The following is a 20,523-nucleotide window of genomic DNA, read 5'->3' on the forward strand; positions in this document are numbered from 1 at the left end:
TGGTTGTCGCCTCAGGCGCGCGCTTGCACCTCGTCGACGAACTTGCGGACGATCGCCTGGAATCCCGCGGCGTCGTCGAGGAAGGGCTGGTGACCGGCGCGCGGCATGATCTCGTAGCTGCCGTTGGGGAACTGCTCGGCCAGTTCCCGGGCACCGGTCGGGCTCAGCAGCAGATCGTCGTCGCCGACCACGATCAGCGTTGGTGCCTGGACGCCTGCCGCCTGCTCCGGCTTGTGGTCGTCGACGAGCGACCGGTTCAGCCCGTTGACCAGGTCTTCGAGGGTGGTGACCGCGGTGAAGGCCTCGCGCAGGCCGAGGAAGCCGGGGGTGCCGAGCGCCTCGTTCATCTCGGCGCTGAACAGCTCCGGGTAGAGGTGCTCGTAGAAGCCCACGATGCCGTGGCTCTCGATGGTCCGTAGCCAGGCCCGCTGCAACTGCCGCTGACGCCGCATGCCCTTGGGTCCGTAGACCGGACCGGCCAGCACCATGCCCTTGACCCGGTCCGGGTGCATCAGCGCCATGTCCCGGGCCAGCACGGTGGAGGCCGACGCCGCGATCAGGTACGTCGACTCGATCTCGAGGGCGTCGAGCAACGCGACCAGGTCGTCGACGTGCTCGGCCCAGGTCGGTTCCTCGGCCACGTGCGAGGAGGCACCGTGGTTGCACAGGTCGTAGCTGATCAGGCGATAGCTGCTGGCCAGATCCTCGGTGAACACCCGCCACAGCGGCGCGCTCATCAGGAAGTGGTTCAGCAGCGTGATCGGCGTACCCTCGCCGCGGACCTCGTAGTAGAGCTCCACGTCCGCCCGGGTACGGATGCGCCGGGCATCCTCCGGGTAGGAGAGGTCCAGCCGGGACAGACTCTCGAAACTCGACATCTCATCCTCTTCCTGTGACGACTCTGGACTCCGGCGGTACTGGCTCGCGCCGGCTGGGGCCGGCGCCGACGAGCCGCAGGTGTGGTGGGCGGGCGGCCGACCGCGTCTCGACTCGGCCCGATGGCCGGCGGCCCGTGGGCGCTCGGCCGGGGACAGAATGGCCGCGACGCAGCCGGTCCCGCCGAGGTCGGGCACCCGGCGGCAGTCGGCCCAAGCGCCTGTCGCTCTCGGCCGGCCCGCGGCTTGGCACGCAGCGTGCGGCAATTCCCGGCGCGGTCCGGCCGGAACAGCAGGCGGAGATGAACTCGATGGTCTCCGCCACTTCTTCCCACGGCATATCCGCAGTTGCAGATCGACGCGACACAGTCCGTCCCCAAAACAAACCGCGAGCCGAGCAGATCGGCGCGGACCATCGCCATAACTTGTCGGTTTTCAGCGGAACAGTTCTCGACGCTACCAGCAGCCACCAGCAAGGCAACAGGTTAGATCTGCATACACGTTCATGTAGATCACACGAAAAGGCATGAAGAGCACACCGCCCAGCTGGTCGTCACTGACACCGTAACGAGGCGATTCACCATGCCTAGTATCGCGATATCCCGCAGTCTCACCGATTGGCAGTGCGCCCACCTGCACTGCTACCAGGGGTTTCCGGCCTGCCGTGCGGGAGAGGAAGTTACCAAAAGCGTTTCGCAGAGGTAAATATCAGCAGCGATTCAGCGGACCGTATCGCGCGGCGGAGGGCAACAGTCAGCTGCACCGCGTCGGAGACCCCGGTCACACCCGGTTCATGGCCTCGATAAATCGCCGAGGCGGAGCACTTCTACCGCACCGCCAATAAGGGTAGCGTCGCAATTTCCCACCGGTACGTGGTTGTCGGGTATCCCCTGCCGCTGGCTACGGAGCCATGTCCCACCGCTCCGCAGCCTGAGCACGTATCCGCTCAGAGAAGACGCACCTCCGGTACGTAGAGCAGCCAACGCCCGCCGCCTCGGGCGAAATCCTTCTCCTTGGCGATGATCTCCTCGGCATGGTTCCACGCGAACAGCAGGAGCCGGTCCGCGCCGTACTCGGCGAACTCCTCGGCGGGGCGTACCGGGATGTGTGAACCGGGCATCAGGCGTCCCTGCTTGGCCGGCGTCGTGTCGAAGACACAGGGCACGAGATCGGGCCCGATCCCGGCGTAGTTCGTCACCGTCGCGCTCTTGGCGGTGGCGCCGTAGCCGGCCACCCGCAGCCCGCTGTCCCGCAGTTTCTCGAGCTGACCGACGAGGTCACGGCTGATCCGGTCGACCTCGGCCGCGAACGCGTGCAGAGTGGACAGCTCGGCCAGGCCACGGGCATCTTCGCTGGCGACGAGGGCGGCCACCGCTGCCGACGGGGTCCGCGCCCCCGCTCGGGCGAGCGTGTACCGCACCTCCCCGCCGTGCACGGGCAGCCGCCGCACGTCGACCAGCTCGAAGCCGAACCGCCGGGCCATCGCCTGCACCGACCGCGCCGAGAACACGTAGAAGTGCTCGTCGTAGATCTGATCGAAGGAGTTCTTCTCGATGACGTCACCCAGGTAGGGGTCCTCGAAGACGAAGACACCGTCCGGCGCCAGCAGGGCGTCGATCCCGCGGAAGATCGAATCCAGGTACGGGATGTGGCAGATCGTGTTCGCCGCGAAGACGACGTTGGCGGGACCGTCCTGCGCGGCTATCTCCGCACCGACCGCCTCCTCGAAGAAGGCCGAGCGCACCCGGACACCGGCGGCGCGTGCCACGTCGGCGACCCCGCCGCACGGCTCGACCCCCAGGTGTCGTACGCCGGCCGCGCGAACGGCGGCCAGCATGGTGCCGTCGTTGGAACCGATCTCGACGATGAACGGGTCGCTGCCTGTCGACTCGCATTCGAGGAGATCGTGGGCGGTGCGGGTGAAGTGCTCGCGCATCCGGACCGACCCCGAGGAGACGTACGGGTACGAGTCGTGGAACATCCGTTCCCGCGGTACCTCCGCCAACTGCTGCACCATCGAGCACGACTCGCAGACACCGACCCGCAGGTGGTAGTAGAACTCGTCGGCGGTCTCGTCCGGCTCCACGAAGGCGTCGGACAGCGGCTGCCGGCCGAGGTCCAGGAACTCGTTGACCACTCCGCCACAGATTCGGCACATGTCTTCTCCATAGATCGTGGGACGTGTCTGTCGCAGGTCATCGTTCGTCCGGGCGTCCACCGCCCCGGCCAGCGAGTTGCCCCTGGCAGTGGGCGATCGTGTGCCGCAGCGCGGCTGTCAGGCCGACCCGGGGGCGCCAGCCGGTGACCGTGCGGAAGGCCGTGGAATCGACTGTCACGCTGCGGAAGTCGCCGGGTTCGGCGTACTCCGGTGGCTCGACGGAGACCACCGGGACGCGCGTGCCTGTGAGTTCCGCCGCGATGTCGGCGATCGCGGCGAAGGCCTCGGCGAGTGGAGTACCGACACCCGTGCCGACGAGCCAGCCACGGCCGGACAGTTCGTCGATGTGGTCACCCGCGGCGGTAAGCGCACGGGCGGCGTCGTCGACGTAGAGGAAGTCCCGCCGGACCGATCCGTCGTGCCACATCGTCAGCGGCTGGCCCGCCAGGGCCCGCTGGACCGTGACGGCGACGACACCCTTGTCCGGCGCCGTCGAGTGGGGGCCGTAGCCGAAGACCGTCGGCAGCCGTAGCGAGGTGGCCGCCAGCACACCGCGTTCGGTCGCTGCCAACAACAGACGCTCCGCCGCGAGTTTCTGGCGGTCGTACTCGCCGGCCGGCCGGTCGGGCTCGCTGCCGTCGAGCACCTCGTGCCGGGTGAGACCGGCCTGGGTGGTCGTGCCGGTGAACACGACAGGCAGCGGGCCGCCGCCACGGGTGGCGGCAGTGTCGACAAGGTCCCGGGCGACACCGACGGTTACCCGCTCCGCCCCGGTGTCCCCGGCGTCGACGCGCCAGGTCGACACTCCGGCGATGTGCGCGACCGCGTGGACGACCAGATCGGTACCCTCTGTCGCCTCCCGCACCGCGCCGGGCGCGGTAAGGTCGAGGGTCCGCACCTCGACCTCGGCGGGCCCGGCCGGAGGCACCGGACCGGGTCGGCGTGACACGGCCCGGATCCGAATCGGTCGCGCTGCCAGTTCCCGCAGCACCGCCGACCCGATGAACCCGGTGGCGCCGAGGACCGTGACGTGCGGCGTCGGTGCGCCGGCCGCTGTCATTGCCACAGCGCCGCCTCCGCCTCAAGGCAGGACCGGTACTCCGGCAGCAGTCCCCCGGCGCGCGCCTCGGCCAGGGTGGGCGCGGCCGTGTCGCGCTCGGACCTGGCGATCGGAAGGCCCGGTGGTACGGACAGGCCCAGCTCGGGGTCCAGCGCCGAGACCGCGAGTTCCCGGAGCGGGTCGTACTCCTCCGACATCAGGTAGACGACAGTCGAACGGTCCTCCAGCGCCAGGAAGGCGTGGCCGACACCGATCGGGATGTACAACGCCCGCCCGTTGTCACCGCTGAGTTCCGTGCAGACCGAGCGACCGTACGTCGGAGAACCGACGCGCAGGTCGACGAGGTAGTCCCGAACCCGGCCGTGCGGGCAGTACACGTACTTCGCCCGGCCCGGCGGGCCGGCGGTGTAGTGGATGCCGCGGAGCACCCCCCGGCCGGAGACGTTGAAGCTGACGTCCCGTACGGCGAACAGCGGACGGTCCACGGCGGACCGGAAGTCGGAGCCGCGGAACACGTTCGTGAACTGGCCCCTGTCGTCGCGGTGGACCGGAGCGGTGAACTCGACGGCGCTGTCGATGTCGCAGGTGCGGAACGTGCGGGCCGGCGTCATAGGGTCGGGACCACCTCGTGCAGCGCCTCGATGACCCGGTCCTGGTCGGCCTCGGACAACGACGGGTACATCGGCAGGGAGAAGATCTCTCCGGCCAGCTTCTCGGTGACCGGCAGCATGCCCGGCTCCCAGCCGAAGTGCGCGAAGCCGCTCATCGTGTGGACCGGCCAGGGGTAGCTGATGTTCAGCGAGATGCCCTTGGCGCGCAGCGCGTCGAGGATCGCGTCGCGCGCCGGGTGACGCACCACGTAGACGTAGTAGACGTGGGTGTTACCCGGGTTGGTCCGCGGCAGGAGCAGGCCGTCGACATCGGCGAGGTACCGTTCGTAGCGGCGGGCGACCCGGTTGCGGTCCTCGATGTACGCGTCGAGTCGGCGAAGTTTCCGCCGCAGGATCTCGGCCTGCAGTTCGTCCAGGCGCGAGTTGTGTCCGGGCGACCGGACAACGTAGTAGACCTCCTCCATCCCGTAGTAGCGCAGCTGCCGGAGATCGCGGTTGGTGTCGGCGTCCGACGTGATCACCGCTCCGCCGTCGCCGTAGGCTCCGAGCACCTTCGTGGGGTAGAACGAGAACGCCGCGACGTCGGACATCGTGCCCGCGAGCTGCCCCTGCTGGCGGGCACCGTGCGACTGCGCGCAGTCCTCCAGGATCCGCAGACCCCGCTCAGCGGCCAACCGCCGCAGCGGTGCCATGTCCACGCACTGCCCGTAGAGGTGCACCGGCACGACGGCCTTGGTACGCGCCGTGACAGCGTCGGCCACCTGGTCGGTGTCCATGAGGAAGTCGCGCTCGCGCACGTCGACGAAGACCGGGGTCGCGCCGGTGCCGACGATGGCCACGACTGTCGGTGCCGCGGTGTTCGAAACGGTGATCACCTCGTCGCCGGGCCCGACCCCGATCGCCTCCAGGCCCAGCTTGATGGCGTTGGTGCCGTTGTCCACGCCGGTGGCGAAGGGCACCCCGTGGTAGGCCGCGAAATCGGCCTCGAAGTTCCGCACGCTCGCCCCGAGGATGAGCTGCCCCGATTCGAACACGGTCTCGACGGCGTCGAGGATGTCGTTCTTCTCCTTGGCGTACTCGGCGCCGTAGTCCCACACCCGCAATGTCATGGTGTCGCCTCCTGCGAGATGAGGTCGGTCATACAGCTGAGCAGGCAGCGCGCACCGACGTTCACGTGGTTGCCGTATCGGATGAAGCCGGCCAGTTGGTCGACGGTCAGCCAGCAGTAGCCGTACGGGGGTTCCGCCGGGAAGTCCTCGCCCACGTCGATGACGAGATACCGGTTCTCGGCGTGGTAGAACCGGCCGCCCTCCTCCGAGTGGAGGATGTCGACGAGCAGTTGCGACGGGGACGCACCCAGGACGACGTCGAGGTACCGGGGCCGTTCGGCGTCCACCGCGCCGGCGTAGTTGTCCGGGATGCACGCCACTGTCGGCCCCATCTCGACGACGTCGGCGGTGCCAGCCTCGGTCCGCGCGTGCACCAGGACGTGGAACGTGCCGTCGAAGTGCCGGCCGAGGAAGGCGATCACGCCACGGGCGGACGGCCGGAACATCGGTTGCGACCAGCTGCGTACCTCGCGGTCGCTGGCTCGCACGTCGACGCCGATGACCGAGAAGTGCCGCCCGTCGAGGCGGTGGATCGTCCCTCTGGAACGTTTCCAGTCCGGCAACTCGCGCAGCGGCACGATCGACCGCTTGAGCTGTTGCTGTGACTTGACCTCGGTGAACCAGCTCAGAATGTGGCCGAGCGGGTGGCGGGCCTCGCCGTCGCGCTGGTGCCGGTCGCCGGTGAGGAAGGAGACCCCCGACAACACCGTACGGGCGTCCATGTTCACCAGGTTCGGAATCCGCATCAGCTCCGCCAGTTGACCGGTGCTGAGCCAACAGAAGTTCTCCCCGACCGGTACCTCCTCCTCCACCTCGACGATCATGTTGCGGTTGCGCTTGCCGAGAAACCACGACCCCTGCTCCGACTGGAGCGAGTCGAACACCGGTCGACCCCGCCGCGGGGTGCGGAAGTACTCCAGGTACGGCACGGCGCTGCCCCCGTGGACCCGGGTGAAGTTGCTCCGGGTGGCCTGGACCGTGGGCGACAGCTGGAGCAGATTGATGTTTCCCGGCTCCATCTTCGCCTGCATCAGGCAGTACGTCGTGCCGTCCACCCGTTTGGCGAGGATGCCGAGAATCCCGATCTCCGGTTGCAGGATGATCGGCTGCGACCACGCCGCAGGGGTACGGCTGTCCGCGTCGACGTTGACGCCGATCACCGAGAAGAACCTGCCGCTGTGGTGGTGGATGTTCCCGGTCTCCGGATCGGTGCGCCAGCCGTCCAGGGAGTCCAGCGACGTGACGGAGACGCGGTACTCGTTTGCGAGTTCCCGCTCGGCGAGCCAGGCGTGGAACTGCGACATGTCGTCGAACATGGCGTATCCCGTCATCCGATCAGGTGCCCGCGCCGACCGCCAGAGTGGACTCCAGGTCGTCAAGCGCCGCCGCGGTGTACCGGGCGATCGACTCGATCCCCGGCACCGTGTCCGGGCAGCAGTGGAACCCGATGCCGAAGGTCCCCGAGATGGTCAGGGCCGCGACGATCAGCCCACTACCGTGGTAGAGCGGCCCGATCGGGAACATCGCGTCCAGGTGCGCTCCGCCGAGGTAGAGGTCGCTGTCCGGGCCCGGAATGCAGGAGACGATGGTGCTGAACGGCGGGGCCGTCCGTCCCGCCAGCCCGGTCATCTGATTGAGCGTCCAGGTCCCGCCGATCAGCGGCGAGTACATCACCGCGACCTCCGGCGTACGGCTGCGGATGTCCCGCTTGGCGAAGCCACTCGACCGCGCCACCGCCTTCAGCCGCTCGACCGGGTGCGCGATGTCGGTGAACATCGTGATGAGGATCGTGCTGTAGGCGTTGAGGGTGGCGTCGTCGCCGGGTAGTCGGATGTTGTACGGGGCACTGGCGATCAGCGACTTGCTCGGGAGTTCACCGCGCTCCTCGAGATAGCGGCGTAGCCCGCCGGCCACGGAGCTGACCAGGACGTCGTTGACCGTGACGCCAGCGGTCTTGGCGATGCCCCGGATGCGGTCGAGCGGATAGGCCACGGTCGTCGCCCGGCGTCGTCTGGTCAGACGCCCGTTGAGGACGGTCTTCGGTGCCAGGTAGGGCGCGGCGATCTCCGGCACCGCCCGCTTCGCGTTGCGCTTCATCTCCTTCCGCACGGCCATCACGTCTTTCATCGGCGCCGGAGCCAGCGGGGCCGGCCGGGCCGCGTTGGGACCGATGGTCCAGATGGGCCGAAGCTCCTGGTCCTCGGGCTCGAGCGTCACCGACTGGGTGAAGCGCTGGTTCCAGCCGACACCATCCATGACCGCGTGGTGGAACTTGACGTAGGTGGCGAAACGCCCGTTCGCCAGCCCGTCGATGAGGTGGTACTCCCACAGCGGCCGCCCGAAGTCGAGCCGCGGCGAGTGCAGCTCGGCGATCAGGTCGTCCAGTTCGCGCTGGCCGCCCGGCGCCGGGAGCCGGTGGTACCGCAGGTGCCGGTCGAGGTCGATCTGGTCGTCGGGGAGCGCGCTCATCGACGGCGCGATCTTGCGAAGCGCCGGCCGGTCCAGCACGTAGTTGAACGGTGCCGCGAAGGTACGGATCTTCCTCAGCCGTTCCAGCAGCCGGACGGGGAAGTCAGCGTCGGCGCCGTCCGGTGGTGAGAAGACGGCAAGCATCGCCACGTGCTGGCCGACGGTGGCCGAGTCGACGACGAGGAAGAACTTCTCGTTCATCGCCAGCGTCGGCTGGGTCGTATCGCCTGTTTCTGTCATTGCGCACCACACCTCTTCATCTCGGACCGCCAGGTGCTACGCGGCGGTGTCCTTGAACGGGTTGAACTTGCGGCCGAACGAATAGGCGGCATTCACCGTCATGGGCCGGGTCAGGTAGGCCATCACTCCGTTCATCGCGCCGGGGATGCAGACCGGCTTCCCCTTCGACACGGCCTTCCAGCCGGCGGCGGCGACCGTGTCGGCGTCCTGCCACATGAAGCCGGGCATCTTGTCGGCGATCTCCCGCACGCCCATCACGTCGTGGAACTCGGTGCGGGTCTGGCCCGGGCACAGCGCGGTGAGGTTGATGCCCTGCGGTTTGAGCTCCATGTCCAGCGCCTGCGACGTGTGCAGGAGGTAGCTCTTCACTCCCGTGTAGAGCAGACTCGCACCGGGCGGGCCGAGCGCCGACACCGATGAGATGTTCACGATCCGACCCCAGCCGCGCTTGCGCATGTGCGGCAGCACCCGATGGATGAGCTCCGTGGGTGCGGTGACCATCAGCTGGATCTCCCCCGCCGCCCGCTCCCACGGCGCCTCGGCGAAGGTCTCGTTACGGCACAGGCCGGCGTTGTTCACCAACACGTCGATGCCACCGACGATCTCGTTGGCTTGCGACACGACCCATTCCGGCGCTTTGGGGTCGGTCAGGTCAGCGGTCAGTACCTCGCAGCGGGTCCCGGTACGCTCCCGGATCTCGTTCGCCACCTGCGTCAACCTGTCGGTCCGTCGGGCGACCAGGACCGGCGTGTAGCCCTCGGCGGCGAGCAGCCGCGCGAACGCCGCCCCGATCCCGGACGACGCGCCGGTGACGAGTGCCGTCTTCTCTGCCCTCATGCTCACACCTCGATCTCGTTGGTAACCGTTGTCTTCTGGTTTGTGCTCAGCGCGCCGCGGCCATTCCTCCGTCGACCGGCACGACGGTGCCGGTGACGTAGGCCGACGCCCGGGAACCGAGGAAACGCACGATCCCCCCGACGTCGTCGATCCCGCCGTGCCTGCGCATCGGCGACCGCGCGCCGATCTCGCGGGCCAGCTCCTGCTCGACCATCGCGGAGACGAACGGCCCGAGCGCTATCGCATTGACTGTGATCTGTGGAGCGAGTCGACTCGCCAGGTGTCGCGTCAGGTGGTGCATGGCGGCCTTGCTCGCGCCGTAGGAGTACGTCTCGGCCGCCGGAACCCGCAACCCGTCGATCGAGCCGACGTTTATGACGTGCGCCGGGTCCTCCGGCGTCGATGCCGCGGCGAGCAGTGGCCGCAGGAATCGCGTCAGGTGGAAGACCGCTTCCACGTTCACCGCGAGCGTCTCGCGCCACCCGGTCTCGCCGAACTCGTCGAGCGGCGCGGCGTACAGCACACCGGCGTTGTTGACAAGCAGGTGCAGCGCGTCCGCCGCCCGGCCGATCTCGTCGGCGAGTGCCCGGCAACCGTCCTCCGAGGAGAGATCCGCGGCCAGCGACCGGCAGTCGCCAAGCAACGACAGGTCCGCGGCGACCTTCTCCGCGGAGACACCGTCGCGGGACGTGATGTACACCCGGGCACCGGACTCGACGAGGGACTGCGCGATGAGTGCTCCGACTCCCCGGGCACCCCCGGTCACCAGCGCGACCTTCCCCGCCACCGAGAACAGGTCGACGGTCATCGTTCCTCCTCCTGCGCGGCGCGCTGGCGCAGCGCCAACTTGTCGACCTTGCCGACCGCCGTGAACGGGAACTCCTGGACGAGTTCGAACCGGTCGGGAACCTTGTACGCGGCCACTCCGCGCTCGTGCAGGTAGTCGGCGAGGTCACCGCGCTCCAGCGGCGCCTGAGGGATCACGAACGCCCAGACCCGTTCACCCAGAACGTCGTCGGGCTTACCGACCACCGCGGCGTTGTGCACCCCGGGGTGGTTCATCAGGATCTCCTCGATCTCCTCGCACGCGACCTTCGTCCCGCCCCGGTTGACGATGTCCTTCGCGCGGTCGACCACGACGAGGTGGCCTGACGGCAGCCGGCGGACGACGTCGCCGGTGCGGTAGAACCCGTCGGCGGTGAACGCCTTGCGGTTGTACTCGGCGGCCCGGTAGTAGCCCCGGATGGTGTACGGGCCGCGGGTGAGCAGGTGCCCGGGCGTTCCGTCGGGCACCGGCCGGTCGTCGTCGTCCACCACACGGATCTCGTCCGCCGGTGACATCGGCACACCCTGGGTCTCGACGACGATCTCGTCGGGATCGTCGGGGCGGGTGTAGCAGATCAGCCCTTCGGCCATCCCGAACACCTGCTGCAGAGTGCAGCCCAGGGTGGGACGGACCCGCCGGGCAGCCGAGGGCTTGAGCCGGGCACCGCCGACCTGCATGACCCGCAGGCTCGACAGGTCGCAGGTGGTGCTGTCCGCCGCGTCGAGCCACCGCAGCGCCACAGCTGGTACGGCGGCAGCGACTGTCACCCGGTGGCGTTCGATGAGCGGGAACACCTTCTCGACGCTCGGGCTGGGCGACACGACGACCGTGGCTCCGACGGTGAGGGCACCGAGGATGCCCGGTGCGCAGAGCGTGAAGTTGTGCGCCACCGGGAGCGCGGCGAGGTACACGTCGCCGGGCCCGAGCGGACAGGCGTCCAGGCTCGCCCTGGCGTTGTAGGCGTAGTCGTCGTGCGTACGGGGGATCAGCTTCGGCACCGCCGACGAGCCGCCGGACAGTTGCAACAGGGCGACGTCGCCGGCCTCGGGGCCGGGACCCCGGTACGGGTCGGCGTACAGGTCGGCGAGGGCGACGTGCCCGCCCGGATCACCGTGCACGATCGTGCTGCGCAGGCTCGGGCAGGACTCCGCCACCTGAGCCGACAGCGCCCGGTAGTCGAATTCCGCGTGCCGGTCGGCGACGACGTGGGCCACCGCACCGCTCTGCTCGCAGAGGCGGACGAGCTCGTACGTGCGGTGTGCGGGTTGGGTGAGCACCGGGACCGCGCCGATCCGGAACAGCGCGAAGCAGATGACGACGAACTCACCGACGTTCGGCATCTGGACGAGGACGCGGTCGCCCCGGCCGATACCCAGCCGGGCGAATCCGGTCGCGAGCCGGCTCGCATCGTGATCGAGCTGTCGGTAGGTCCAGGTGCGGACCGCATCGACCACGGCGGGCCGGTCACCGTGGCGGCGGGCCGAGTCGGCAAGTACCTGCCCCAGCGTGACCCCCGCCCAGTAGCCGGCGGCGCGGTAGCGGGCGGCGACCTCGTCCGGCCACGGCGAGAAGTCGGGTCCGGCATCGGTAAGTGGCGTCGGCGCGCTCATCGGCGTACGACCTCCGCGCTCGACGTGGTGGCGACCGCGTCCTCGAGCCCGATCGCCGCCAGGAAGGTGTGGAACTTCGCCGTCGTCTCGGCCAGTTCGCTCGCCGGATCGGAACCCGACACCACCCCCGCCCCCGCGTAGAGCCGTAGCTGGGTGTCGGCGAGCTCCGCACACCGCAGCGCGAGGACCCATTCACCGTCGCCGGACTCGTTCATCCAGCCCGTCAGACCTGTGTAGTACTGCCTGTCGAAGGTTTCCGACTCGGCGATCACCTGCCGGGCGACGGCTGTGGGCCAGCCGCAGACGGCGGGTGTCGGATGGAGCGCGGCGGCGAGTTCGAGAGCGTTGGGCAGCGGATCGGCCAGGACGCCGCGCACCTTCGTCGACAGGTGCCACATCCGGCTGGTGCGGATCACCGACGGCCGGTCCGGCACGTCGAGTGCGGCGCAGAACGGGCGCAACGCCTGGGTCACCGCGTCGACCACGATCCGGTGCTCGAGCAGGTCCTTCGATGAGTGCTGCAATGTCCAGGCCCGCCGCCGGTCCTCGACCGGGTCGGCGCTGCGCGGTGCTGACCCGGCGAGGGGGTTGGACAGCACACTGCGGCCGATCCGGCGAATCACCAGCTCCGGGCTGGCGCCGACGAGCACCCGGCGGGCGCCGGCGCGTACGGTGCCCACCGGGACCGCGAAGACGTACGCGTCCGGTTCACCGGACAGGAGACTGCGCACGACGTCGCGCACCCGGGTGGGCTCTGCCGTGATCACGTCGATGGCCCGGGACAGCACCACCTTGTGCTGGCTCAGCCCCGCTATCCGCGCGACGGCCCGCTCGACGCCGGCCATGTACCGAGCCGGCCAGGGCACCAGGTCCACCCGGACCGCCCGCGGGACCGCCGTCGCGGCGGCGTAGTTCGCGCGGACCAGCGGCGGGCCCCAGTGGATGTCCCGGGCGACGGTGAGCCGGGTGGGTGCGCCCGGGTCGAACGGTGCGGCCCCGACCAGCAGCGGTCCGCCGCAGGCTCGCTCCCGGGCGGTCAGGTCCCAGGCGGACTCGGTGAGCAGGCCGGTGCCGCGTCGGGCGGCCTCGGCCAGCGGCATCGTGTTGTCCTGGGCGATCACATCGCGCGCGACGAGCGTGGCCGTCGGCGAGGCGAGAAACAGCTCGCAGTCGTCCACGACGGCTGTCGGGTCGGAGACATCGGGACTACTGGTGTCGACCGCTTCGGCAGTCATCACGCCTTCCTTCCTGGTAGGACACGCGGGTCGGCGTTCGTCAGCAGCGTGGTGAGCCACTCGACGAACTCGCGCTGGTACTCGACGAGATGGAAGTGGCCGCCGTCGACCGTGTGCAGCTCGAAGCCGGACAGCGTCCAGCTCTCCCAGGCCCGCGCCTCGTTCTCGTCGACCTCCGGGTCGGCGCGTCCGATCAGGGCGGTGATCGGGATCGCCAGCGGTACGGGCGGTCCGCAGCGGTACCGTTCGATCAACCGGTAGTCGGCGCGGATCATCGGCAGCACGAGCTTCCGTATCTCGGGGTAGTCGAGCAGGCCCGCGGTGGTGCCGCCGACGGTGCGCAGTTCGGCGAGCAACCCGTCGTCGGGGCGCAGATGCACGTCGTTCGGTCGCTGCCGGTGTGGCGCGGGGTGGCCGGAGACGATCAGCCGTGCGGGTGGCCGCGACATCCGGCGGGCGACCTCGAGCGCGACGGCGGCGCCCATGCTGTGTCCGAGCAGCACCAGCGGCACGCCCTGCGGCATGCTCGCCGCGAAGTCGGCGGCCAACCCCTCCAGGGTGTCCGGGTGGGGGTCGGGCAACCGGTTCTCGCGACCTGGATACATCGCGATGGCCAGTTCGATGTCGTCGGGCAGGTGTTCGGCCCAGCCACGGTAGAAGCTCGCCGCGCCGCCGGCGTGGGGGAAACAGACAAGCCGCAGTGCCGGCGACGGGCGCGGACGGTAGGTCCGGAAACGGGACCCGGCAATGCTCATATCGCTCCTTCGTCGGGTGTGACGAGGTCGTCGAGAGGACTGTCATGCTCGGAAAACTGCACGACCGCCGGGTCGGCGGCGAGAAAGCCGACGACCTCCGCGGGTGGTAGGACGTCGGCAGCGAAGTGGACGCCGGGGGCGACCCGGTTGGCGGCGACGGCGGTGATCGCGGGCACCGCGGCCGCCGCGACGAGTGCCGCGGCCCGGTCCGCCCGGACGATAAGCGACCGGGTGACCTGCCGGCCGTCGAGCTGACCGTCGAGTTGGCAGAGCAGGGTCACCTGGGGCGTACGCCCGAGGACGTCGAACTCCGCTGCCCGGCGCACCTTCTCCGCGGTCTCCCGGATCTGGGTGGATGTGGTGCGCGGGACCTGCTGCAGCACGACCGGGAGCCGCGCCCCGTCGAAGACCGAGTACCAGGTGCCGGACCGGATTCCCAGCGCCGTCGCCGTGCGGGACGCCTCGGGCGACAGATACGGCTGCGCGGTGACCGGATCCGGGAAATGCGGCAGGCGCAGCTCCGTCTGCCGCCGTGCCGCACCGGGGCGGGGACCGTCCCGCCAGGCGGCCGACGGCACGTCGTCGCCGGCGAGGATGCCGGCGACGAAGTCGTAGGCGGCAGCCGGTCCGATGCTGTCGCGGACGCCGTGGTAGAGGGTCAGCTGCTCCACGGTGTCGAAACCGCGTGCCAGGTACCGGGGCAACAGCCCCGTCAACCCGGGGATCATTCCGGCGGAGAGCACCGCGCACCAACCGCTGCCGGCCGTCAACCGGGCGTGGACCGGGTCATCGCCACCGACGTCGACGTAGTGCGCGCCGTTGCGCCGCGCCACTGTCGCGACCCGGCCCAGGATCCGTCGGGACGGGCCCGCACAGTTCACCACCACGGTGCAGCGCGCACAGAACGACGCCAGCTCCTCGTCGTGGCCCAGATCGACTGTGACGAAGTCGCCCGCCCCGCCCAGCCGCTCGGTGATCAGCCGGCGTCCGGCGGCGCGGTCGCGGCCGGCGATCACCAGCTCGCCGACGCCGTGTTTGCGCAGCCGCTCCGCGACCTCGGCACCGACCGAGCCGTAGCCGCCCAGCAGCCCGATCCGCGGTGTCATACGGCGGCACCGTTCAACAGTCCGGCGAGCGCCTCCGCCTGGCCGGCACCGCCCGGGTTGCCCTCGACCGCGTGGCAGCGGTCGCGCAGTTCGGCTGCCAGACCGTCCAGTTCCGGATCGGGGGCGGACCCGACCACCGTCAGCGGCAGCCCGCAGGGCCGCAGCTCGTGCTCGCGCAGTGCCGCCACCGTGGCCCGGAAGATCTCGTAACGTCGGGCCACTGTGATGTCCGTGCCGATCTCGACGGCCGCGCCCATCGCGGCGATGCGCTCGGCCGACGACGTCGTGAACGTGTGGTCCGCCAGCTCCGCGAGGGTGTCCGGGAACCCGGCGCTGGTCGGCGGGACACCGAGTTCCCTGGCGAACAGGTACTCCAGGGCGGCGTCGCCGACCTCGCCCGAGATCCGGTACGGGTCGACGAGCACGACCTGGTCGACCCGGGTGCCGGCCTCGGCGAGTTCGCGGGCCACCTCGACCGCCAGCAGGGCGGTGGCGCCGTAGCCGACCACCTGGACGGCGTTCGGGCGTTCGGTACGGACCAGCCGGGCGTAGACCGCCACCCGCCGGTGCAGCAGTTGCTCCGGGTCGGAGCGCAGGTAGGTGTCGGCGTCACCGGCGGTGAGTCCCAGGATCTTCCGGCCCGGTTCGATCAGGTTGGTGAGACTCACGAAGTTGTAGAGCTTTCCGGTGGCGTCGTGCACCAGGACCACCGCCGGGTCGCTCTCCCCCTCGCCGAACCGCACCAACGGCGAGACGACCCGGCGCTGTACCGGTTCGGGTGTCGGCGCGTCGGCCGTACTCGAGAGCAGCCGGGCCATGGCCGCGACTGTCGGATCCGGCAACAGCTCGCGCACCAGCGAGTCGAAGTACATGCCCGCCGCCTGCGGCACCCGTTCCCGGACCATCGCCACCAGCTGTGTCGACAGCAACGAGTTGCCGCCCAGCGCGAAGAAGTCGTCGTTACGGCCGACCCGATCGACCTTGAGCACCTCGGCCCACAACTGCGCCAGGGTGGCCTCCAGACCTTCGGTGGGCTCGTCGCCAGCGGTGCCGGTCGTCTCGTTAGCCGCCTGCCGTAACCGGTTGGCAAGCGCGGTCCGGTCCACCTTCCCGTTCGCGGTGACGGGTATGGCCGGCAGCGGGTGGAATGCCGCCGGGCACATGTAGTCCGGCAGCAGATCCCGCAGGTACCGGTCCAGATTCAGCTCGGCGAGCGGCTGTTCGCCGCCGTTCGCACCGTCCGTCACCACGAACGCGACAAGCCGACGCCGCAACGATTCGGTGCCCTCGACGAGCACCACCGCGCCGCGTACGGCCGGGTGGGACAGCAGCGCCGCCTCCACCTCGGCGAGCTCGATCCGATGTCCCCTGATCTTGACCTGGTTGTCCTCCCGGCCGAGGAACTCGATGACGCCTGACGGCAGGTAACGGCCGAAGTCGCCGGTGCGGTACAACCGCTCCCCGGTCACCGGATGGGTGCGGAACCGCTCCCGCGTCCGCTCCGGGTCGTTGAGGTAGCCGGCCGCCACTCCGACGCCGCCGATGTACAGCTCCCCGGCCACCCAGTCGGGTCGGTCCCGCAACTCGTGGTCGTAGACGTGGAACGTCTGGTTACGCAGCGGCAGGCCGTACGGGATGCTCGGGGCGTCGGTGTCGACGGTGTCGATCGGGTGGTAGATCGACCAGATCGACGCCTCCGTCGCGCCCCCGAGGCTGATCACCTTCAGCTCCGGGATGTGGCTGCGGATCTCGTCGGGCAGCGTGACCGGAATCCAGTCGCCGGACAACAGCGCCAGCCGCAGTGTCGGTGCCGGTTCGGGATGCGCGGACAGATAGTGAGCCAACATCTGCATCTGCGCCGGCACCGAGTTCCAGACGGTGATCCGGTGGCGTACGACGAGTTCGGCCCAGTGCGCCGGTTCACCGCGGCGTGCGGGATCCGGCAGCACCACCGTGCCACCGACGCCGAGCGTGCCGAACAGGTCGTAGACGGACAGGTCGAAGCCCAGGTCGGCGAGCCCCAGCACCCGGTCCTCCGACCCGATCCCGAAGCGCTCGGTGATGTCGACGATCGTGTTCAGCGCGGCGCGGTGGCTGATCATCACCCCCTTCGGCGTCCCGGTCGATCCGGAGGTGTAGATGACGTAGGCCAGCTCGTCCGGGCTGCGGGGAGCACCGGTGACCTCGAAGGACCCGCTGTCGGCCGGGATGTCGCCGACTGCGACCGACGGCACCGGTGCGTCGCCGTCGGCGGGTCCGCCGACGAGGAACGCGGCGCCGGAGTCACTGAGTATGCGGTCGCGCCGGGACGTCGGCTGGCCGGTGCTGAGCGGCAGATACGCCGCTCCGACAGCCGCCACGCCGAGCACGGCGGCGATCTGGTCCAACTCCTTGTCGAGGGCGACGGCCACGATGTCGCCCGGTACCACCCCGGCACCCGTGAGATACGCGGCGATGTCGGACGCCCGTCCGGACAACTCGCGATAGGTGTGCTCGCCCGCGCTGTCGATCACCGCGACGCGGTCCGGGAACCGTCGCGCCGTGGCGAACACCGGCTCGTGCAGCAGGCCGCCGGGGATCGGCCCTTCGGTTGCGTTCACCGTTCGTCGCAGCTCGACCTGAGCGGTCGGCAGGGGTACCGGTGCCGGAGCACGCCACGCTTCCGGGTCGCGTGACAACCGGCCGAGCAGATCCTCGAACGCGGCGAACATGTCGTCGACGAGCCCGTCGGTGAACACGCCGTCGCGTACGTCCCAGTTGACCAGGAGGGCGCCGTCGCGCTCGAGTGCCTGGCAGTCGATCCAGACCTGCGGGGTCTGGGTGATGCCGTACCCGAGCCGGGCCTCCGACTCGCGTGAGGTCGCACCCTCGATACCTATGGCACTTGTGAAGACCACAGGCATGAGGGCCTCGTCCGGACTGCGCCGACGGGCGATCTCGCGGATCACCTCGACGCCGGAGAAGAACCGGTGGTCCATGTCGTCGAAGAGCTGCCGGCCCAGCCGCTGCGCCCGGTCGGCGAAGGTCGGCGCGTCACAGGTGTGCGCTTCGAGCAGGGTGACAGAGGTGAAGTCGCCGATGAGGGCGGGGACGTGTGGGTGCAGGGGCAGCCGGTTGAGCAGGGTGAGGTTCAGGGTGAAATCGGGCCGCCGTGACCACGTGCCGATGACCTCGGCGTAGGCGGCGAGGACCGCTCCGGAGGCGGTGACGCCCGCGCTGACGGCCCGCTCCCGCAACGCCGACCAGGCGGCGGGCGTCAGCTCGAGACTCCAGCGGCTGAAGGTGGTGCGGTTCTCCGCGCGCGACAGGGTCGGCAGTTCCGGCGCCGGCGGCAACGTGTCGACGCGGGCGGCCCAGTAGTCGCGGTCGCGCTGGTAGCGGGCCGATTCCCGCAGGCTACGTTCGGTGAGCAGGTAGTCGCGGAAGGACAGCTCCGGCTGTGGCAGCTCGGCCGTCGGATCGCGGTGCAGGTGTTCGAACTGGTCGAGCAGGATCTGGATGCCGGCCCAGTCGGAGATCAGGAAGTCGAGCGACACGTGCAGCACGGCCCGCCCGGCGGCGCGGGTGAGGCGCAGCTCGAACAGCGGCCACGTGTCAGTGGTCAGGATCTGGTGGCCGAGTTCGTCCCGGACCTTCGTCAGGTGGGCGTTCACCGCCTCGGTGGCGTCGGCCCGCAGGTCCGCGACCGCTATCCGGTAGCGGGGCACCTCCGGCAGCACCTGCTGCGAACCGTCCTCGTGCACGACCGCCCGCAGCATGTCATGGTGAGCGATGAGGCGGTTCCAGGCGTCCTCGGCCCGGCCGGGATCGAGGTCGGGATACTCCACTTCGACATACAGGTGGCAGGCCACCCCGCCGTAGGCGTACCCGTGTCGGCGGCCGAGCAGGTACGCCGTCTGCACGTCGGTGAGCGGGAAGGGCGCGTGCGCGTTCGCGGGGTCGGCGACGACGGCGGGTAGCCGGTTGCCACGGAGGACGGCGAGGACCTCCTGCTTGCGTTCGCGCAGGGCGGCGGCGCGGTCCGGGGTCATCACACCCTTCGCGGCGCGGAAGCGCAGTTGCCCGTCGTCCTCCCAGAGGTGCACCCCGACCCGCTCGAGTTCCGCGATCAGTTGCTGGGCACTCATAGCACTCCCTCCTCCGTCGACTCGTCGAGCTGTGCGGCGACCGCGTCGGCGACCGCCGCGACGGTGGGTTCGGCGAACATCTGCCGCAGCGGCAGGGTCACGCCGTACCGGCCGAGCAGCGCCTCGGCGAACTGCGTGGCGGTCAGGCTGTCGCCACCCAGGGCGAAGAAGTTCGCGAGGCGACCGGGCACGGTCACGGACAACAGCTCGCCCCACAGCTGCGTGATCAAGCGTTCGATGTCGGTACGCGGCGGTTCGCTGGCGTCCTCGCCGTCGTCGGTTCTCGCGAGCAACTCGGCCACCCGCGCGCGATCCACCTTGCCGTTCGCGCTCAGCGGCAGTCGGGACAGCGCGACCAGCCGCTCGGGCACCATGTGCGCCGGTAGCTCGCGCCGCAGGTCGGCCAGTACCTCGTCCTCCCGGACAACCGGACGGTCGGCGGCCGAGCGGGCCGTCAGCAGCAGGAGCGCGGAGTCCTGTTCGTGAACGCCGATCTCCTGAAGCTGGGCGGCCGCCAGTACCTCGGTCCAGCCCTCCGCGTCGAGCATCGGGCCGCGGCGCGAACCACCGAAGCCGCGCTCGAGCACGGCCGCGGTGAGCAGGGCGACGGGTGCGAGTTCCCGGTGTTCGAGGCCGATCAGCACACCGCGCGGGGCGAGCAGCTCGCCCGCCTGGGCGGCACCGTCGACCGGGTCGCCGTAGCGGTGCAGAGCGCCTGTCATCATCACGACGTCGAAGGCGTGCCGCAGGTCCGGTGGCACCGACGTGTCGGTGACCGTACGCAGCTGCGGGGCGTGCGGTGCGTGGTCCAGCCTGGCGGCTGCCAGTTCCAGCAGTCGCGGCGACGTGTCCAGCAGGGTCGCCTCGACCTGGTCGCCGTCCACCCGCGCCAGCAGACGCTGGGCGGCGACGCCGGTCCGGCAGCCGAGGTCGGCGATCCGGATGGGACGGCCCAGCGCGGCGGCGAGCTTGGTGATCGTCCGGGCCACCCAGTCGATCGCAGCCTCGGTGTCCGGCTGCATGGCGACAAGTGCCTCCGGCGACAGCACCGGGTCCTCGAGCAGCATCAGCGGCGAACGCTCGCCACGCAGGATCTCGGCGATCTCGTGCTCGACGGCGGCCAACCGCAGCGCGACGGCGTGCAGCGGGCCGTCTGCGGCGGCGGTCGTCGCGAGCCAGGTCCGTGGATCGCAGACCTCGCCCCAGCGCTCGCCGACGCCGTACCGGCCCGACCGCGCGGTGAGCACGGCCCGCTCGGTGAGCCAGTCCAACCACAGGCGTAGCAGGTCCCGGAAGTTGTCGTCGAGGCCGAGCGCCGCGGCGATGTCGTCAGGTGTCGCCGGCTGCGATCCGATTCCCTTGGCGATCAACGCGGTGATCCGGGATTCGACGATCGTTGCTTCGAGTTCACCGTCGGTCGCGGCGGTGATGACGGGCTGGTCGTCGTGCGGAAGGTCGAGGGCGGCGATGCCGTCGGTCACCACAACCGCGCCCTGGCGGGCGAC

At 69.9% G+C, this 20,523-nt stretch carries 15 protein-coding genes; all 15 read right to left on the reverse strand.

Annotation, left to right across the window (positions count from 1 at the left end):
• Positions 1–11: 11 nt before the first annotated feature.
• Positions 12–878, reverse strand: a complete 867-nt coding sequence (locus Van01_RS21440) for an alpha/beta fold hydrolase (RefSeq protein ID WP_204010487.1) — start codon at positions 876–878, stop codon at positions 12–14.
• Positions 879–1,821: 943 nt separating this feature from the next.
• Positions 1,822–3,033, reverse strand: a complete 1,212-nt coding sequence (locus tag Van01_RS21445; protein WP_204010489.1) for a class I SAM-dependent methyltransferase — start codon at positions 3,031–3,033, stop codon at positions 1,822–1,824.
• A gap of 37 nt (positions 3,034–3,070) precedes the next feature.
• Positions 3,071–4,093: an NAD-dependent epimerase/dehydratase family protein gene (locus Van01_RS21450; RefSeq protein WP_204010550.1), complete on the reverse strand. Its 1,023-nt coding sequence runs from the start codon at positions 4,091–4,093 to the stop codon at positions 3,071–3,073.
• Complete coding sequence (locus Van01_RS21455) at positions 4,090–4,704, reverse strand: dTDP-4-dehydrorhamnose 3,5-epimerase family protein (protein ID WP_204010490.1); 615 nt, start codon at positions 4,702–4,704, stop codon at positions 4,090–4,092. Before Van01_RS21455 ends, Van01_RS21450 begins: the two co-directional genes overlap by 4 nt.
• Positions 4,701–5,813, reverse strand: coding sequence for a DegT/DnrJ/EryC1/StrS family aminotransferase (locus tag Van01_RS21460; RefSeq protein ID WP_204010492.1), 1,113 nt, complete (start codon positions 5,811–5,813; stop codon positions 4,701–4,703). The genes Van01_RS21455 and Van01_RS21460 overlap by 4 nt, the downstream gene beginning before the upstream one ends.
• Positions 5,810–7,129 (reverse strand): NDP-hexose 2,3-dehydratase family protein, encoded by a 1,320-nt coding sequence (locus Van01_RS21465; RefSeq protein WP_204010494.1) that lies wholly within the window; start codon positions 7,127–7,129, stop codon positions 5,810–5,812. Before Van01_RS21465 ends, Van01_RS21460 begins: the two co-directional genes overlap by 4 nt.
• A gap of 19 nt (positions 7,130–7,148) precedes the next feature.
• On the reverse strand, positions 7,149–8,522 hold the full coding sequence (locus Van01_RS21470) for a wax ester/triacylglycerol synthase family O-acyltransferase (RefSeq protein WP_204010496.1): 1,374 nt from the start codon (positions 8,520–8,522) through the stop codon (positions 7,149–7,151).
• 36 nt (positions 8,523–8,558) lie between these two features.
• Positions 8,559–9,359, reverse strand: a complete 801-nt coding sequence (locus tag Van01_RS21475; protein WP_204010499.1) for an SDR family NAD(P)-dependent oxidoreductase — start codon at positions 9,357–9,359, stop codon at positions 8,559–8,561.
• A 46-nt stretch (positions 9,360–9,405) separates the two neighbouring features.
• A complete protein-coding gene (locus tag Van01_RS21480) occupies positions 9,406–10,167 on the reverse strand; it encodes an SDR family oxidoreductase (protein ID WP_204010513.1) in 762 nt (253 codons plus the stop codon).
• A complete protein-coding gene (locus tag Van01_RS21485) occupies positions 10,164–11,795 on the reverse strand; it encodes a (2,3-dihydroxybenzoyl)adenylate synthase (protein WP_204010515.1) in 1,632 nt (543 codons plus the stop codon). Before Van01_RS21485 ends, Van01_RS21480 begins: the two co-directional genes overlap by 4 nt.
• Positions 11,792–13,030, reverse strand: a complete 1,239-nt coding sequence (locus Van01_RS21490; RefSeq protein WP_204010517.1) for an isochorismate synthase — start codon at positions 13,028–13,030, stop codon at positions 11,792–11,794. Before Van01_RS21490 ends, Van01_RS21485 begins: the two co-directional genes overlap by 4 nt.
• Positions 13,030–13,785 carry a thioesterase II family protein gene (locus tag Van01_RS21495; RefSeq protein ID WP_204010519.1) on the reverse strand — a complete coding sequence of 252 codons (756 nt, stop codon included), beginning with the start codon at positions 13,783–13,785 and terminating at the stop codon, positions 13,030–13,032. The genes Van01_RS21490 and Van01_RS21495 overlap by 1 nt, the downstream gene beginning before the upstream one ends.
• Positions 13,782–14,891: a saccharopine dehydrogenase NADP-binding domain-containing protein gene (locus tag Van01_RS21500; protein ID WP_204010521.1), complete on the reverse strand. Its 1,110-nt coding sequence runs from the start codon at positions 14,889–14,891 to the stop codon at positions 13,782–13,784. The genes Van01_RS21495 and Van01_RS21500 overlap by 4 nt, the downstream gene beginning before the upstream one ends.
• The gene (locus tag Van01_RS21505; RefSeq protein WP_204010523.1) at positions 14,888–19,018 is read right to left on the reverse strand and encodes a non-ribosomal peptide synthetase; all 4,131 of its coding nucleotides are present in this window, start codon (positions 19,016–19,018) and stop codon (positions 14,888–14,890) included. The genes Van01_RS21500 and Van01_RS21505 overlap by 4 nt, the downstream gene beginning before the upstream one ends.
• A partial coding sequence (locus Van01_RS21510; protein WP_204010525.1) for a class I SAM-dependent methyltransferase occupies positions 19,015–20,523 on the reverse strand: 1,509 nt, incomplete at its 5' end. The genes Van01_RS21510 and Van01_RS21505, both read right to left, overlap by 4 nt.

This window comes from Micromonospora andamanensis, assembly GCF_016863495.1.
GTDB classification, from domain to species: Bacteria; Actinomycetota; Actinomycetes; order Mycobacteriales; family Micromonosporaceae; genus Micromonospora; species Micromonospora andamanensis.

Coding starts and splice junctions, on each gene's coding strand:
- Van01_RS21440 (WP_204010487.1), bottom strand. CDS start 878: ATGTCGAGTTTCGAGAGTCTGTCCCGGCTGGACCTCTCCTACCCGGAG.
- Van01_RS21445 (WP_204010489.1), bottom strand. CDS start 3,033: ATGTGCCGAATCTGTGGCGGAGTGGTCAACGAGTTCCTGGACCTCGGC.
- Van01_RS21450 (WP_204010550.1), bottom strand. CDS start 4,093: ATGACAGCGGCCGGCGCACCGACGCCGCACGTCACGGTCCTCGGCGCC.
- Van01_RS21455 (WP_204010490.1), bottom strand. CDS start 4,704: ATGACGCCGGCCCGCACGTTCCGCACCTGCGACATCGACAGCGCCGTC.
- Van01_RS21460 (WP_204010492.1), bottom strand. CDS start 5,813: ATGACATTGCGGGTGTGGGACTACGGCGCCGAGTACGCCAAGGAGAAG.
- Van01_RS21465 (WP_204010494.1), bottom strand. CDS start 7,129: ATGTTCGACGACATGTCGCAGTTCCACGCCTGGCTCGCCGAGCGGGAA.
- Van01_RS21470 (WP_204010496.1), bottom strand. CDS start 8,522: ATGACAGAAACAGGCGATACGACCCAGCCGACGCTGGCGATGAACGAG.
- Van01_RS21475 (WP_204010499.1), bottom strand. CDS start 9,359: ATGAGGGCAGAGAAGACGGCACTCGTCACCGGCGCGTCGTCCGGGATC.
- Van01_RS21480 (WP_204010513.1), bottom strand. CDS start 10,167: ATGACCGTCGACCTGTTCTCGGTGGCGGGGAAGGTCGCGCTGGTGACC.
- Van01_RS21485 (WP_204010515.1), bottom strand. CDS start 11,795: ATGAGCGCGCCGACGCCACTTACCGATGCCGGACCCGACTTCTCGCCG.
- Van01_RS21490 (WP_204010517.1), bottom strand. CDS start 13,030: ATGACTGCCGAAGCGGTCGACACCAGTAGTCCCGATGTCTCCGACCCG.
- Van01_RS21495 (WP_204010519.1), bottom strand. CDS start 13,785: ATGAGCATTGCCGGGTCCCGTTTCCGGACCTACCGTCCGCGCCCGTCG.
- Van01_RS21500 (WP_204010521.1), bottom strand. CDS start 14,891: ATGACACCGCGGATCGGGCTGCTGGGCGGCTACGGCTCGGTCGGTGCC.
- Van01_RS21505 (WP_204010523.1), bottom strand. CDS start 19,018: ATGAGTGCCCAGCAACTGATCGCGGAACTCGAGCGGGTCGGGGTGCAC.